Consider the following 13003-nt stretch of genomic DNA (forward strand, 5'->3'; position numbering starts at 1 on the left):
GGAACCCCGTCATGTCCCCAGTCCGTGGTTACTTCCACCCCAAGACCGGCAGCGGTGCCTCGTCGCTGATCCCGTCTCCGCCGTGGCACTACTCCGGCGACCTGCTGACCGTCGAGTACCGCACGGACCCGGCGCGAGTGCGGGAACTGCTGCCCGAGCCGCTGGAGTTGGCCGACGAGGATCCCGGGGCCGTCGCCCTGATCTGGGCCGACTGGCAGTCCTGCTCGCAGTCCGGCGCGGAGCTGCTCGATCCCGTGCTCTCGCAGTACAAGGAGGCCTTCGCGGTCGTCCGGTGCAAGTACCGCGGGCAGACCTACTCGCGGTGCGTGTACATCTGGGTCGACAAGGACTTCGCCATCGCGCGCGGGCTGCACCAGGGGTATCCGAAGAAGCTCGGCTCCATCCACCAGACGCGGCCGCATCCGTACGGGCCCGCTCCGCGGATCGAGGCGGGGGCACGGTTCGGGGCGACGCTGGCCGCCGCGGACCGCAGGCTGGCGCAGGCCGTGGTCACCCTGCGGGAGCCGGCCGAGTCGAACGGGTTCGTGAACGCGTATCCGATGGCCCATCACCGGTGGCTGCCCTCGATCGAGAAGGGCAAGGGGCTCGCGCTCGACGAGCTGGTCGAGACGGGCGCGGCGTCCTTCGAGGCGGGTCGACCGTGGGTCGGGGACGCCGAGTTGCAGCTGTTCGAGGCGCCTACCGAGGAGCTTGCCCGGCTGGAGGTCCGTGAGCCGATCGCCGCGTACTACCGGCAGGTCGGGGTGGTCTGGGACGGGGGGCGGTTGTTGGAGGCCGGTACGTCGGAGGCGGCTGCCGAGTGAGGTTCGTGGTCGGGTGCGGGCGCGTCGTGGTTGATCGCGCAGTTCCCCGCGCCCCTGGTTGGTGTCGTCATCCCTCGTTCATATGGAGCCCTAGTCATGCCTGACAAGATCGTCGTCGCCGGAGTTGCCGTCGACACCCGGCACTGGATCGGTGGCGAGCGTGTCGCCTCCGGCGACACCTTCACCGACACCTCTCCCATCGACGGCGGCGTCATCGGCAAGATCGCCCGCGGCGGTCCCGCCGAGGCCGAGGCCGCCGTCGCCGCCGCCCGTGAGGCGTTCCCCGCCTGGGCCGCCACCCCCCGTGCCGAGCGCGCTCGCATCCTGCACGCCATCGCCGACGGGGTCGAGAAGCGGATCGAGGAGCTCGCCGTCGTCGAGACCACCGACAACGGCGCCCTGCTCCGCTCGCACCGCCGGGGCGTGATGCCCCGCGTCGCCCACAACTTCCGCTTCTTCGCGGACTGGTTGCTCACCCTCGGCCACGAGGACTTCGAGACGCGCGGGCACACCAACCACGTCTCCTGGGACCCGGCCGGGCCCTGCGTGCTGATCACCCCGTGGAACGCCCCGCTCATGCTGGCCAGCTGGAAGGTCGCCCCGGCGCTCGCGGCCGGCGACACCGTCGTCCTCAAGCCCGCCGAGTGGTCCCCGCTCACCGCCTCCCTGCTCGCCGACATCGCCGCCGAGGCGGGGCTGCCCGCCGGTGTCCTCAACGTCGTCCAGGGCTACGGCTCCGAGATCGGCGACACCCTCACCTCGCACCCCGACGTGCGCCGGATCAGCTTCACCGGCTCGGTCCCCACCGCCAAGCGGATCGCCGCGTCCGCCGCCGTGAACCTCACCCCGCTCAGCCTCGAACTCGGCGGCAAGTCACCGCTGCTGGTGTTCGCCGATGCCGACCTGGAGCTCGCGGTCGACCTCGCCGTGGAGCAGTACGACAACGCCGGGCAGGTCTGCCTCGCCGCCACCCGCATCCTGGTGGAGGAGTCCGTCGCGGAGGAGTTCACCCGGCGCTTCGCCGACAAGGCTCGTGCGCTGACGCAGGGCGACCCGCGCGACGAGGCCACCGACATCGGGCCCAACATCCACCCCCGCCAGCTGGAGAAGATCGACGGGTTCGTGCGGCGGGCCGTCGCGGCCGGGGCCCGTGCGGTCGTCGGCGGAGAGCGCCGGGACGGGCAGTTCTACGCGCCGACCCTGCTCACCGACGTCGCCCAGGACTCCGAGATCGTGCAGGAGGAGGTCTTCGGGCCGGTCCTCACCCTCCAGACCTTCGCCGACGAGGACGAGGCCGTACGCCTCGCCAACGACACCCGCTTCGGGCTCGCCGCCACCCTCGCCACCGGCGACCCCGAGCGCGCCGAACGCGTCACCGCGCGGCTCGTCGCCGGCACCGTCTGGGTCAACTGCTTCTTCGTACGCGACCTCCAGGCCCCCTTCGGCGGCTCCCGTCAGTCCGGCGTCGGACGCGAGGGCGGCACCTGGAGCTTCGACTTCTACTGCGACCTGAAGAACACCGTCACCGCCCCGAAGGGATGGAGCCACAGCCATGGGTGAGATCGTCGGAGCCGGGCTGCTCGCCCACGTCCCCACCGTCGTACTGCCGGAGGCCGACCGGCTGGAGCTGAACGAGGGCAAGGAGATCACCCTCGTCACCGGCCTGAAGGAGCTCCGCGCGGAGGTCTTCGAGCGGGACGACTACGACACCGTCGTCGTCCTCGACTCGCACTGGGCGACGACGGTCGAGTTCGTCGTCACCGCGCAGCAGCGCCGCGCCGGTCTCTTCACCTCCGAGGAGCTGCCGCGCGGCATGTGCCGGATGCCGTACGACTTCCCGGGCGATCCCGAACTCGCCCACAACATCGCGAGGTTCGCCGACAGGCACGGCACCTGGATCACCGCGATCGAGGACGACCACCTGCCGATCTACTACGCCACCATCAACCTCTGGAAGTTCCTCGGGGAGGGGCTGCCGGACAAGCGGTGGGTCACCATCGGCGTCTGCCAGACCGGCGACATGGAGGACCATCTGCGGCTCGGCCGGGCCCTGGCCGACGGCATCGCGGCCACCCCGGGCCGCCGCGTCCTGCTCATCGCCTCCGGCGCCCTGTCGCACACCTTCTGGCCGCTGCGCGAGCTGCGCGACCACGAGTCCAGCGACCCGGCGCACATCTTCACCCCCGAGGCCCGCGCGGCCGACCACGAGCGCATCGCCTGGTTCAAGGAGGGCCGCCACGACAAGGTCCTCGACACCATGGACGAGTTCTGGAAGTACAAGCCCGAGGCGAAGTTCTTCCACTACCTGATGATGGCCGGCGCGCTCGGCGAACAGTCCTGCGTCGCCAGGGCCCGCCAGTACGGCGAGTACGAGAACTCCATCGGCACCGGTCAGGTCCATCTGTGGTTCGACCGTCCCGCCGACGGCTGGACCGGCACGGAAGCTTCCGTATCCGTGCCCGCCGCGCCCCACAACCCGCACCGTCGCTTCTAGGAAGGCCGTCATGCCCGAATACCGCCGCATCCTCCTCGACGGCGCCGCCGTCCAGGTCACCGTCGACGGCGACGAACTCGTCGCCGGCGACGGCCGCCGCGTCAAGACCGAGGACGCCCAGCACCTGCCCCCGGTCGTCCCGTCCAAGGTCGTCGCCGTCCACCTCAACCACCGCAGCCGGGTCGAGGAGTTCCGGATCGACCTGCCGGACACCCCGACCTACTTCCACAAGCCGACCTCGTCCCTCAACGCCCACAAGGGCGCGATCGTCCGCCCCGACGGCTGCAAGTGGCTCAACTACGAGGGCGAGGTCGCCATCGTGATCGGGCGGACCGCGCGCAACATCTCCCCGGCCGAGGCGGGGGAGTACATCGCCGGCTACACGATCGCCAACGACTACGGGCTGCACGACTTCCGCGACACCGACGCGGGCTCCATGCTCCGGGTCAAGGGCTCCGACACCCTGTGCCCGCTCGGACCCGGCCTGGTCACGGACTGGGACTTCCACGGCAAGCGGCTGCGGACGTACGTCAACGGCGAGGTCGTGCAGGACGGTTCGACCGACGAGATGAAGTGGGACATGCACTACCTCGTCGCCGACATCGCCCGCACCATCACCCTGTACCCGGGCGACGTGCTCCTGTCCGGTACCCCGGCCAACTCCCGGCCCGTCCGGCCCGGCGACGTCGTCGAGGTCGAGGTCGAGGGCCTCGGCCGGCTCACCAACCACATCGTCACCGGCCCGACCCCGGTCCGCACCGACGTGGGCGCCCAGCCGACCGAGTCCGAGGAGGTGCTGTCCACCGCGCTCGGCGGGGACTGGGAGTTCCGCGGCATCCGGCCGCCCAGGCGTTAACCGTGCGTACGGCCGTGCCGGACCCGGCGGGTAAGGTCGCGAACATGACCGCATCCGCCGAGGGACCCGGGCGATCCGCCAGGTCGACGGGTTCCGAGGACCCGCAGAGGGACCGCACGCCACGCAAGCGCATGAACTACGGCGAGGGCCGCGCGGCCCTGCTCAACGCCGCGGTGCGGGTCGTGGCGCGCGGCGGGCTGCGCAAGCTCACCTACCGGGCGGTGGCCCAGGAGGCCGGCACCACGCACGGCCTGGTCGTCCACCACTTCGGCTCGCGTGACGCGCTGATCGAGGAGGCCCTCGCCCACGCGATCCGCACCTCGCTCAACACCAGCGCGCTCGAACCGGGCACCGGCAAGGTCGCCGACTTCTCGGTGGGCGTCTCCGACATGGTCATCGCCGACCCGGACATCCAGGCCTTCCAGTACGAGCTGCTGCTGGAGGCCCGGCGCCGCCCGGAGCTGCTGCCGCAGATCCGTGCCCTGTACGACGACTACTTCGACGCCACCCGGCGCGAGCTGTCCCGGATGCTCCCCGAGGACGCCGGGCAACCGCTGACCCGGCTGATCTTCGCCGCTCTGGACGGGCTCGTTCTGCACCAGCTCGTCTTCGGTGAACCCGGGACCACCGACGCCGCGATCGAGGAGCTGCGCGGGCTGCTCCGACTGCTCTCGGCCGACGGCCACGAGGCGCCGGAGAACGACGGCTGACCTGCACCTTCAAGGACCCCGGGCACCCGTGGCCCGGGGTCCTTCCACGTTGTCGCGGCAATTCTCGGCGCCACCCCTTGCCAAACGGATAGTTCCAGCCCACCATAGGGCAACTCGTTTGGCCTGAAACGAAATCCTCCTTTCCCCTGGCAGGTGATCCGAGTGGACAGTCAGACGGCGGTCCCGAACCAGACCGCGCCCGACGCCTCCACCGCAGGCAAGCTCAAGCCCAACTCTCTCGGCGTGCTGGGCATCCTCTTCTTCGTCCTCTCCGCCCAGGCGCCGCTCACCGGCGTCGCGGGCGCCGTCCCCATCGCCGTGGCCATCGGAAACGGTGCCGGGGCACCGGCCGCCTATCTCGCGGCCGGTCTGATCACCCTGCTGTTCTCGGTCGGCTTCGTCGCCATGGGCCGGCACGTGGTGGACGCCGGTGCCTTCTACCGGTACATCGGCAAAGGGCTCGGCCGGGACCTCGGCAACGGCAGCGCGGGCATCGCCCTCTTCGCGTACTGCGCGGTCCAGGCCGCCATGTACGGCCTGTACGGCGCCACCGTGAACGGGCTGCTGGCGCACTACGCCGGCATCGACGTGCCCTGGTGGGTGTGTGCCCTGGTCACGATGGCGATCGTGCAAGTCCTCGGTGCCCTGGGCATCGAGATGGGCGCGAAGGTGCTGGCCGTGTTCGTACTGGCCGAGTTCAGCATCCTCAGCGCCTTCGCCGTCGTCACCTTCGCCAAGGGCGGCGGCCCCGAGGGCCTCGGTTTCGCGGACACCTTCTCGCCGGGCGCGGCCCTGGAGGGGGCGCCGGGCGTGGCCCTGATGTTCGCCGTCGCGTCCATGATCGGCTTCGAGGCTACCGCGATCTACGGCGAGGAGGCCCGCGAGCCCCGCAGAACGGTGCCCCGTGCGACGTACGCGGCCGTCGCCCTCGTCACCGGCTTCTTCGCCTTCGCCTCCTGGATGCTGATCTCCTCCTACGGCGCCTCGAAGGCGGCCGGCGCGGCGGGCAAGGCGCTTCAGGGCGGTGACTCGACGGCGTTCGTCTTCGCGCCGATCGCCGCCCAGTTCGGCACCTGGGTCAACGACGTGCTGCCGATCCTGCTGGCCACCTCGCTCTTCGCCGGCATCCTGGCCTTCCACAACTCGGCCAACCGCTATCTGTTCTCGCTCAGCCGTGAGGGGCTCCTGCCGCGGAGGGTGTCGGCGGTCAACAACCGGCACTCGCCCGGTGTCGCCGGCTTCGTGCAGACGTCGATCGCCGTCCTGCTGGTGATCCCGTTCGCCCTGGCCGGCAAGGACCCGGTGCTCACCCTGTTCTCGTGGGGCAGCGGGATCGCCGTACTGGCGATCATGCTCCTGTACTTCCTGACCTCGGTCTCGGTCGTCGCCTTCTTCCGGCGCGAGCGCCTCGACACACGGCCGTGGAACACGCTGGTCGCCCCGCTGCTGGGTGCCGTGGGGATCGCCGGGGCGATCTGGCTGATCGTCGAGAACTTCACGACGCTCATCGGCGGCGACCGGGCCACCGCCCTGTGGCTCCAGGCGGCGGTCCCGGCCGTCCTGGTGCTCGGCGTCGTCACCGGCCGCCTGACGCGCCCGGCGCGCGCATAGGCCCGTGGGCCACGCCTGTCGTCCGGCCGGGGCCGAGGAGCCGCCGGCCGGACGGCGGTGAGCGCCCGGCCGATACCCGGCGTCGCCCGGCCCCGACCGTCTTCTTCTTCGAGATCGCACGTCATCTGGAGGTCCTCGCATGCCGGCCGTCACCCACGAAGAGTGGCTGCGTCGCGCCAAGTCCCTGCATCTGTCCGGCGCCCATCACATCGACGGCGCCGCCGAGCCGGGCGGGGGAGCGGCCTTCGCGGCCGTCTCGCCCCGGGACGGGCAGGTCCTCGCACAGGTCGCCGACGGGGGCGCCGCCGAGGTGGACGCGGCCGTCGCCGCCGCCCGGCGCGCCTTCGACACCGGGCCCTGGCCCCGCCTCGCACCCGCCGAGCGCGGCCGTGTGCTGCTGCGGATCGCCGACCTGCTTCAGGAGCGGCGCGCCGAACTGGCCCTGACCGTCAGCCTGGAGATGGGCAAACCCATCACGGACGCCCACGACATCGAGCTGCGCGCCGCCGTCAACACCTTCCGCTGGTACGGCCAGCTCGCCGACAAGCTCACCGACGAGTCCCCGCACACCGCCCCTGACGCCCTCGCCCTGGTCACCCGGGAACCGGCCGGGGTCGTCGGCGCGGTCGTGCCCTGGAACTTCCCCCTGACGCTCGCCGGCTGGAAGGTCGCCCCGGCGCTCGCCGCCGGCTGCACGGTCGTACTGAAGCCGTCGGAGAACTCCCCGCTGTCCGCCCTCCTGCTCGGCCGGCTGGCCACCGAGGCGGGACTGCCGCCGGGTGTGCTCAACGTGGTGAACGGCGAGGGCCCCGTCGCCGGACGTGCCCTGGGGCTCCACCCCGACGTCGACGTGCTGGCCTTCACCGGCTCCACCGCCGTCGGCCGGCACTTCCTGCACTACGCGGCCGACTCCAACCTCAAGCGGGTCTGGCTCGAACTCGGCGGCAAGTCACCGAACATCGTCCTGCCCGACGCCCCCGACCTGGACCGGGCCGCCGCCACCGCGGCCTGGGGCATCTTCTTCAACCAGGGCGAGATGTGCACGGCACCCTCCAGGCTCCTCGTGCACTCCTCCGTCGCCGAACGCGTCACCGAGGCCGTCGTACGCCGGGCCCGCGAGCTGCGGATCGGCGACCCCCTGGACCCGGGCACCGAGATGGGCGCCCTGGTCGGTGAGGCCCACCTCGGTCGCGTCCTCGGCCATATCGGGACCGGCCGTGAGCAGGGCGCACGGCTGCGGACCGGTGGTGAGCGGATCCTCGCCGAGACCGGCGGCACCTACCTGGAGCCGACCGTCTTCGACGAGGTCGCGCCGACCATGCGACTGGCCCGCGAGGAGATCTTCGGCCCCGTCCTGTCCGTCCTCGCCTTCGACGACCTGGACGAGGCGGTACGGCTGGCCAACGCCACCGAGTACGGCCTCGCCGCCGGCCTGTGGACCTCGGACCTGTCCACCGCCCACCGTGTCTCGCGCGCGCTGAAGGCCGGCACGGTCTGGGTCAACTGCTACGAGGAGGGCGACCTGACCGTCCCCTTCGGCGGGATGAAGCAGTCCGGGAACGGCCGCGACAAGTCCGCGCACGCCCTGGAGAAGTACACCGAGCTCAAGACGACCTGGATCCAGCTGTGACCCGTCCCCTGATCGCCGTCCCCGCCCGCTTCTCCGCCACCACCTCGGCCCTGCGGTACGCCGCCGAGGTCAACGCCCGCGCCCTGATCGAGGCGGTGTGGCGAGCGGGCGGCGAACCGGCGGGCATCCACCCGGCCGACCCCGCGGAAGCCGATGCGGCGGAGCGCCTCGCCCGCTTCGACGGGGTCCTGCTCCCCGGCGGCGGCGACCTCGCCCCGCACCGCTACGGCGCCGCCGACACCCACGCGGCCGTCTACGACGTCGACGACCTCCAGGACACCTTCGACCTCGAAGTCGCCCGGCGCGCACTGGACCTGGGCATCCCCCTGCTGGCGATCTGCCGCGGCCTGCAGACCGTGAACGTCGCCCTCGGCGGCACGCTGGAGCAGGACATGGGCGGTCCCGAACGCGAACACCGGCACCTCGTGCACCCGGTGGCCGTCGAGCGCGGCACCCTGCTGGAACGTGCCCTCGGCGCGGAGAAGGCGGAGGCCTCCTGCTACCACCACCAGCGCGTGGACCGCCTCGGCAGCGGCCTCACCGTCACCGCCCGAGCCGCCGACGGAACGGTGGAGGGGCTCGAACTCCCCGGCGCGCAGGGGTGGTTCGCGGCGGTGCAGTGGCACCCCGAGGACACGGCCGACCGCGACCCGGCACAGCAGGCGCTCTTCGACGCCCTGGTGGGGGCGGCACGCGAGCGGCGCTGAGCGAGGAGGCCCTCAGCCGTCGGTCCTGGCCCGCCGTCCGCTGCGGCGAGGTGCCGGCTCGGCTCCGTCGAGCAGGGCGAGGCGGCGTTCCTCGCCCTGCTCCTCGACCTGGATCACCACCCGCCGCAGCCCCTCCGCGACGCTGCGGCACTCCTCCTCGCTGAGCTGCCCCGCGACGAACGCCTCCTCCTCGTTGAACGCCGGGAACAGCCGGCGCATCAGCTCCTCGCCCTCCTCGGTGAGGCTGAGCAGCACGAGCCTGCCGTCACTCGGATGCCCGGCCCGCTTCACCAGCCCGCGCCCCTCCAGCGTCCGCGCCACGCCCGTGAGCGTGCCCTTGGAGATCCCGGCCTCCTCCGCGACATGCCGGGTCTCCGACTCGCCCCACACCCAGACCACCCAGAGCACCACGAACGCCGTCCAGGTCAGATCGGCGCCGCGCAGCACGGAGTTCTCCAGGTGCTGCCGGACCGTCGAGGCCGCGCGATAGATGTTGGCGACCACGGCCATCTGCTCCCGGTGCAGCGGGATACCGCCGAGCTTGGCCTCGGCCAGCTTCTCGGCGGCGGTGATCGATCGTTGGCCGGGCATGGAACTCTCCTTTGGCCGCGACGTCGGACAGGCGGTGTCGGACGGGGAACAGGCGATTTTCGTTCGGGTTCAAATTGTACGGAAGGGGCCGCCGCTTCCCGGACCCTGGACGCCCTCTTGACGTGGGCCGCGGGTGGACCGACACTCGAGCATATTCCTAGTGAATTGGTAGGGAAGCATGGGGCGCCTTGAGTCGATCACCGGTCGAGTGATCCGTACGCCCCTTCTCACGTCCCGCCGTCACATCGACCTGCTCCGCGTATGCAGCGCGATCAGCCCCCTGGGCTGAACCCCCACGTCGCCTTTGCCGACCGCGCACGTCCACACGCCTGCCCCGGGGAGAGTCATGTCCGTCACACCGTTGGCCGCCCACACGTCCACCCGGCCCGCCCCCGCCTTCAGGGGCCGTATCGGAAGGGACGCGCGCAGCGGCCACTACGCCGTGCCGCGCCGCTACCGCCTCCATCTGTCGACCGCCTGCCCGGACGGCCTGCGCATCGCCGTCGCCCACGCCCTGCTGGGCCTCGACGACATCTGTCCCGCGACCTTCCTGGCCCCGATCCCCGACTCCGCCGACGACGGACACTCCGTGCTGCGTCCGCTGTACGACGCCAGCGCCCACCGCTACTCGGGACCGGCCCTCGCGCCGGTCCTCAGCGACGACTGGTCCGGGCGCATCGTGAGCAACCACGCCCCCGACATCACCCGTGACCTCGCCCGGCGCTTCGGCCACGGGCGCCTGGAGCTCTACCCGTGCGGCGCGGAGTCGGAGATCGAGGCCGTCGAGGACATGTGCGCCGAGGGCATCGAGGAGGCCGCGCAGCGAGCGGGCGCGGCCGGCGCCGGGCCCGCGGAGCGCGACGAGGCGCTCGGAACCCTGCTGCGTTCCCTCGGCGCGCTGGACCGGTGGCTCGACGGGCGCACCTACATGATCCGCAATCAGATCACCGCCGCGGACGTCGAGTTGTGGGTCACCCTGGTCCAGCTCGACACCGTCCACCGGCACCACCTGGACGCGACGGCGGTGCAGCGCATCGCCGCCCACCCCGCCCTGTGGGACTACGCCCGCAGGGTCGCCGCCCACCCGGCGTTCGGCGCGCACCTCGACCTCGACGCCATCGCCCGTCGCCATCACGCCCGTTGCCAGGGACTGGAAGCCGCCGGTGCCGCCGTCCAGATCCTGGACTGGGCCACCCACGCGGCGGCCGGGACCGGCGCCCGACCGCAGGTCGAGGGGCCCTGAGCCGTTCCGCACCGTGGACCGGCGTTGACATTCGTTCGGGCAACTGTCTTAACTTACGGCCCAGAACGGTCATGAGCGTCAGCGACAAGCCCTGGCTCGCTGACCGGCAACCCTCGCGTCGCGGTGGGGTGCCCCAGGTGACGACCGGACCGGATGACATTCGGTAAGCGCGAGGCCCACAAGGGCCGGAAAAGCGAGTGACGACATGGACGCAGCTCCCAGGACGGCCGAACGCCGCTCCCAGAGCCGCGTCCTGTCGTTCACGAACCTGCTCGTCGCCGACCGCACCGTCGATCTGCTCCGAGTCAACAGCGCACTGTGTACCGCACCGGGCTGCGCCCGCTGTCGTGGCTGACGCCTTCTCCTTCTCTCTGCCACGCACTCCCTGACGACCACCGCCGGAGCGGTGTGCCGTCGCCCGCCCAGCCCCAGGTACCCGCGCCTCCCGTGAGACGTCACGCCGCCCCGCGGCCGTCGTCGCCGCACCCTGCGCCGGGTCCGGGGAATTCCGACTCCTGCCGGAGCCCTCCATGAGTGAACCCCCAGGCGCCGCCGTGTCCCTCGCCGAGGCACCGCCGCCCACCGACACCCCGTCAAGACCCCTCGCGGCACAACGAGTTCTGCCGCTGCGACGACCCGGTCGCTGGATCGCCACCGCCGTGGTCCTGGTCCTCGCCGCCCAGTTCGTCCACGGCCTGGTGACCAACCCCTTCTACCAGTGGGACCGCTTCGGCTACTGGTTCCTGCGGCCGACCATCCTCGACGGACTGCTCGTCACCCTCGAAGTCACCGCCTACAGCGCGGTATTGGGGCTCCTCGGCGGCATCCTGCTGGCGCTGGCCCGGCTCTCGCGGAGCCCGGTGCTGCGGGCGGTCAGCTGGATCTACGTCTGGGCGTTCCGCTCCATCCCGCTCATCGTGGTGCTGCTGTTCCTCTACAACTTCAGCGCCCTGTACAGAACGCTGAGCGTGGGCGTGCCCTTCGGCCCCGCCTTCTTCTCCTTCGACGAGTCGAAGCTCGCCACCGACATCGTCATCGCGGTCGTCGGCATCAGCCTCCACGAGTCCGCGTACGCCGCCGAGGTCGTCCGCGGCGGCATCCTCTCCGTCGACCAGGGCCAGCACGAGGCGGCCGCGGCCCTCGGCCTGCCGAAGGGCTACCAGTTCAAGCGGATCGTGTTCCCGCAGGCACTGCGCTCCATCATCCCGAACTACGTCAACCAGCTCATCGGCCTGATCAAGGGCACCTCGCTGGTCTTCTACGTGTCCCTGCTCGACCTGTTCGGCGCCGCGCAGTCCATGGGCTCCACCTACCCCGGCGACATCGTGCCGCTGCTGATGGTCGCCACCGTCTGGTACCTGATCCTCACCAGCGTCGTCTCCGTCGTCCAGTTCTACGTCGAGCGCTACTACGCCCGCGGCGCCACGCGTTCCCTGCCGCCGACCCCGCTGCAGAAGCTGCGCATCGCCATCACCGACCTCAGGGCCCGCGTCCGCAGGGAGGCCGCCGTATGACCGCCGAGACCCTCCTGAGCGCGGGCGCCACCGTGGAGGTGCACGACGTGCACAAGTGGTACGGCGCCCACCGGGTGCTCAACGGCGTCGACCTGACCGTACGGCCCGGCGAGGTCACCGTGATCCTCGGCCCGTCCGGCTCCGGCAAGTCCACCCTGCTCAGGGTCGTCAACCACCTGGAGAAGCCCGAGATCGGCCACGTCAGCCTCGACGGCGAGCTCATCGGCGTGCGCCGGCAGGGCGACCGGCTCAAGGAGCTGAGCGAGCGGGCCATCCTCGCCCAGCGCGGCAGGATCGGCTTCGTCTTCCAGAACTTCAACCTCTTCCCGCATCTGACGGTCCTCGACAACGTGGCCGCCGCCCCGGTGGCGACCGGCAGACTCGGCAAGCCCGCCGCCCTGGAACTCGCCCGCGACCTCCTCGACCGGGTCGGCCTCGCCGACAAGGCCGGCGCCTACCCACGGCAGCTGTCGGGCGGCCAGCAGCAACGCGTGGCCATCGCCCGCGCCCTCGCGCTGCGCCCCGGCGTCATCCTCTTCGACGAGCCGACCTCCGCTCTCGACCCGGAACTCGTCGGTGAGGTCCTCTCCGTCATCAAGGACCTGGCGACCAGCGGCACCACCCTCGTCATCGTCACGCACGAGATCGGCTTCGCCCGCGAGATCGCCGACCGGGTCGTGTTCATCGACGGCGGCCGGATCGTCGAGCAGGGCCCGCCCTCCGAAGTCCTCGACAAGCCACGGCACGAGCGGACCAGGGACTTCCTGAGCAAGGTCCTCTGAGCCCACCGCTCCCCACGAACTCCCCCCACGCCTCCACCTCA

Annotated in this window: 13 protein-coding genes and 1 riboswitch; of the genes, 12 read left to right on the plus strand and 1 reads right to left on the minus strand. The window is 71.4% G+C overall.

The features are described from left to right. Positions 1-11 precede the first annotated feature (11 nt). The 8 genes from PGH47_RS37250 (at position 12) to PGH47_RS37285 (ending at position 8832) form a co-directional block, all read left to right on the plus strand. Positions 12-824 (plus strand): acetoacetate decarboxylase family protein, encoded by an 813-nt coding sequence (locus tag PGH47_RS37250; protein ID WP_271667095.1) that lies wholly within the window; start codon positions 12-14, stop codon positions 822-824. A gap of 96 nt (positions 825-920) precedes the next feature. Beyond that, positions 921-2384: an aldehyde dehydrogenase gene (locus PGH47_RS37255; protein ID WP_271667096.1), complete on the plus strand. Its 1464-nt coding sequence runs from the start codon at positions 921-923 to the stop codon at positions 2382-2384. Next, positions 2377-3318 (plus strand): 3,4-dihydroxyphenylacetate 2,3-dioxygenase, encoded by a 942-nt coding sequence (locus tag PGH47_RS37260; protein WP_271667097.1) that lies wholly within the window; start codon positions 2377-2379, stop codon positions 3316-3318. The genes PGH47_RS37255 and PGH47_RS37260 overlap by 8 nt, the downstream gene beginning before the upstream one ends. Positions 3319-3328: 10 nt before the next feature. Continuing rightward, the gene (locus PGH47_RS37265; protein WP_271667098.1) at positions 3329-4174 is read left to right on the plus strand and encodes a fumarylacetoacetate hydrolase family protein; all 846 of its coding nucleotides are present in this window, start codon (positions 3329-3331) and stop codon (positions 4172-4174) included. A gap of 44 nt (positions 4175-4218) precedes the next feature. Then, positions 4219-4884 carry a TetR/AcrR family transcriptional regulator gene (locus PGH47_RS37270; RefSeq protein WP_376052145.1) on the plus strand — a complete coding sequence of 222 codons (666 nt, stop codon included), beginning with the start codon at positions 4219-4221 and terminating at the stop codon, positions 4882-4884. Between the two features lie 162 nt (positions 4885-5046). Then, the gene (locus PGH47_RS37275; RefSeq protein ID WP_271667099.1) at positions 5047-6495 is read left to right on the plus strand and encodes an APC family permease; all 1449 of its coding nucleotides are present in this window, start codon (positions 5047-5049) and stop codon (positions 6493-6495) included. A gap of 139 nt (positions 6496-6634) precedes the next feature. Continuing rightward, positions 6635-8125: an aldehyde dehydrogenase gene (locus PGH47_RS37280; protein ID WP_271667100.1), complete on the plus strand. Its 1491-nt coding sequence runs from the start codon at positions 6635-6637 to the stop codon at positions 8123-8125. Continuing rightward, complete coding sequence (locus tag PGH47_RS37285) at positions 8122-8832, plus strand: gamma-glutamyl-gamma-aminobutyrate hydrolase family protein (RefSeq protein WP_271667101.1); 711 nt, start codon at positions 8122-8124, stop codon at positions 8830-8832. Before PGH47_RS37280 ends, PGH47_RS37285 begins: the two co-directional genes overlap by 4 nt. A 12-nt stretch (positions 8833-8844) precedes the next feature. Here PGH47_RS37285 and PGH47_RS37290 read toward each other — a convergent pair whose 3' ends face one another. Further along, on the minus strand, positions 8845-9423 hold the full coding sequence (locus PGH47_RS37290; RefSeq protein ID WP_030949281.1) for a MarR family winged helix-turn-helix transcriptional regulator: 579 nt from the start codon (positions 9421-9423) through the stop codon (positions 8845-8847). A 178-nt stretch (positions 9424-9601) separates the two neighbouring features. Here PGH47_RS37290 and PGH47_RS43140 point away from each other — a divergent pair, with 178 nt between their 5' ends. From PGH47_RS43140 to PGH47_RS37305, 4 genes are all read left to right on the plus strand, one after another. After that, on the plus strand, positions 9602-9712 hold the full coding sequence (locus tag PGH47_RS43140; RefSeq protein ID WP_312847717.1) for a putative leader peptide: 111 nt from the start codon (positions 9602-9604) through the stop codon (positions 9710-9712). A 57-nt stretch (positions 9713-9769) separates the two neighbouring features. Continuing rightward, a complete protein-coding gene (locus tag PGH47_RS37295) occupies positions 9770-10666 on the plus strand; it encodes a glutathione S-transferase C-terminal domain-containing protein (RefSeq protein WP_271667102.1) in 897 nt (298 codons plus the stop codon). Positions 10667-10733: 67 nt separating this feature from the next. Then, positions 10734-10842, plus strand: a riboswitch (SAM riboswitch). Between the two features lie 354 nt (positions 10843-11196). Then, positions 11197-12180, plus strand: coding sequence for an amino acid ABC transporter permease (locus PGH47_RS37300; RefSeq protein WP_271667103.1), 984 nt, complete (start codon positions 11197-11199; stop codon positions 12178-12180). Beyond that, positions 12177-12962 carry an amino acid ABC transporter ATP-binding protein gene (locus PGH47_RS37305; RefSeq protein WP_271667104.1) on the plus strand — a complete coding sequence of 262 codons (786 nt, stop codon included), beginning with the start codon at positions 12177-12179 and terminating at the stop codon, positions 12960-12962. The genes PGH47_RS37300 and PGH47_RS37305 overlap by 4 nt, the downstream gene beginning before the upstream one ends. The last annotated feature ends 41 nt before the right edge of the window (positions 12963-13003 follow it).

Origin of the sequence: Streptomyces sp. HUAS 31, assembly GCF_028198125.1 — a bacterium.
Classification (GTDB): domain Bacteria; phylum Actinomycetota; class Actinomycetes; order Streptomycetales; family Streptomycetaceae; genus Streptomyces; species Streptomyces chartreusis.

Bases quoted from the DNA above. Each gene is read 5' to 3' on its own strand.
- PGH47_RS43140 (WP_312847717.1), top strand. From the start codon at position 9,602: ATGGGGCGCCTTGAGTCGATCACCGGTCGAGTGATCCGTACGCCCCTT.
- PGH47_RS37260 (WP_271667097.1), top strand. From the start codon at position 2,377: ATGGGTGAGATCGTCGGAGCCGGGCTGCTCGCCCACGTCCCCACCGTC.
- PGH47_RS37250 (WP_271667095.1), top strand. From the start codon at position 12: ATGTCCCCAGTCCGTGGTTACTTCCACCCCAAGACCGGCAGCGGTGCC.
- PGH47_RS37295 (WP_271667102.1), top strand. From the start codon at position 9,770: ATGTCCGTCACACCGTTGGCCGCCCACACGTCCACCCGGCCCGCCCCC.
- PGH47_RS37300 (WP_271667103.1), top strand. From the start codon at position 11,197: ATGAGTGAACCCCCAGGCGCCGCCGTGTCCCTCGCCGAGGCACCGCCG.
- PGH47_RS37265 (WP_271667098.1), top strand. From the start codon at position 3,329: ATGCCCGAATACCGCCGCATCCTCCTCGACGGCGCCGCCGTCCAGGTC.
- PGH47_RS37305 (WP_271667104.1), top strand. From the start codon at position 12,177: ATGACCGCCGAGACCCTCCTGAGCGCGGGCGCCACCGTGGAGGTGCAC.
- PGH47_RS37270 (WP_376052145.1), top strand. From the start codon at position 4,219: ATGACCGCATCCGCCGAGGGACCCGGGCGATCCGCCAGGTCGACGGGT.
- PGH47_RS37280 (WP_271667100.1), top strand. From the start codon at position 6,635: ATGCCGGCCGTCACCCACGAAGAGTGGCTGCGTCGCGCCAAGTCCCTG.
- PGH47_RS37255 (WP_271667096.1), top strand. From the start codon at position 921: ATGCCTGACAAGATCGTCGTCGCCGGAGTTGCCGTCGACACCCGGCAC.
- PGH47_RS37290 (WP_030949281.1), bottom strand. From the start codon at position 9,423: ATGCCCGGCCAACGATCGATCACCGCCGCCGAGAAGCTGGCCGAGGCC.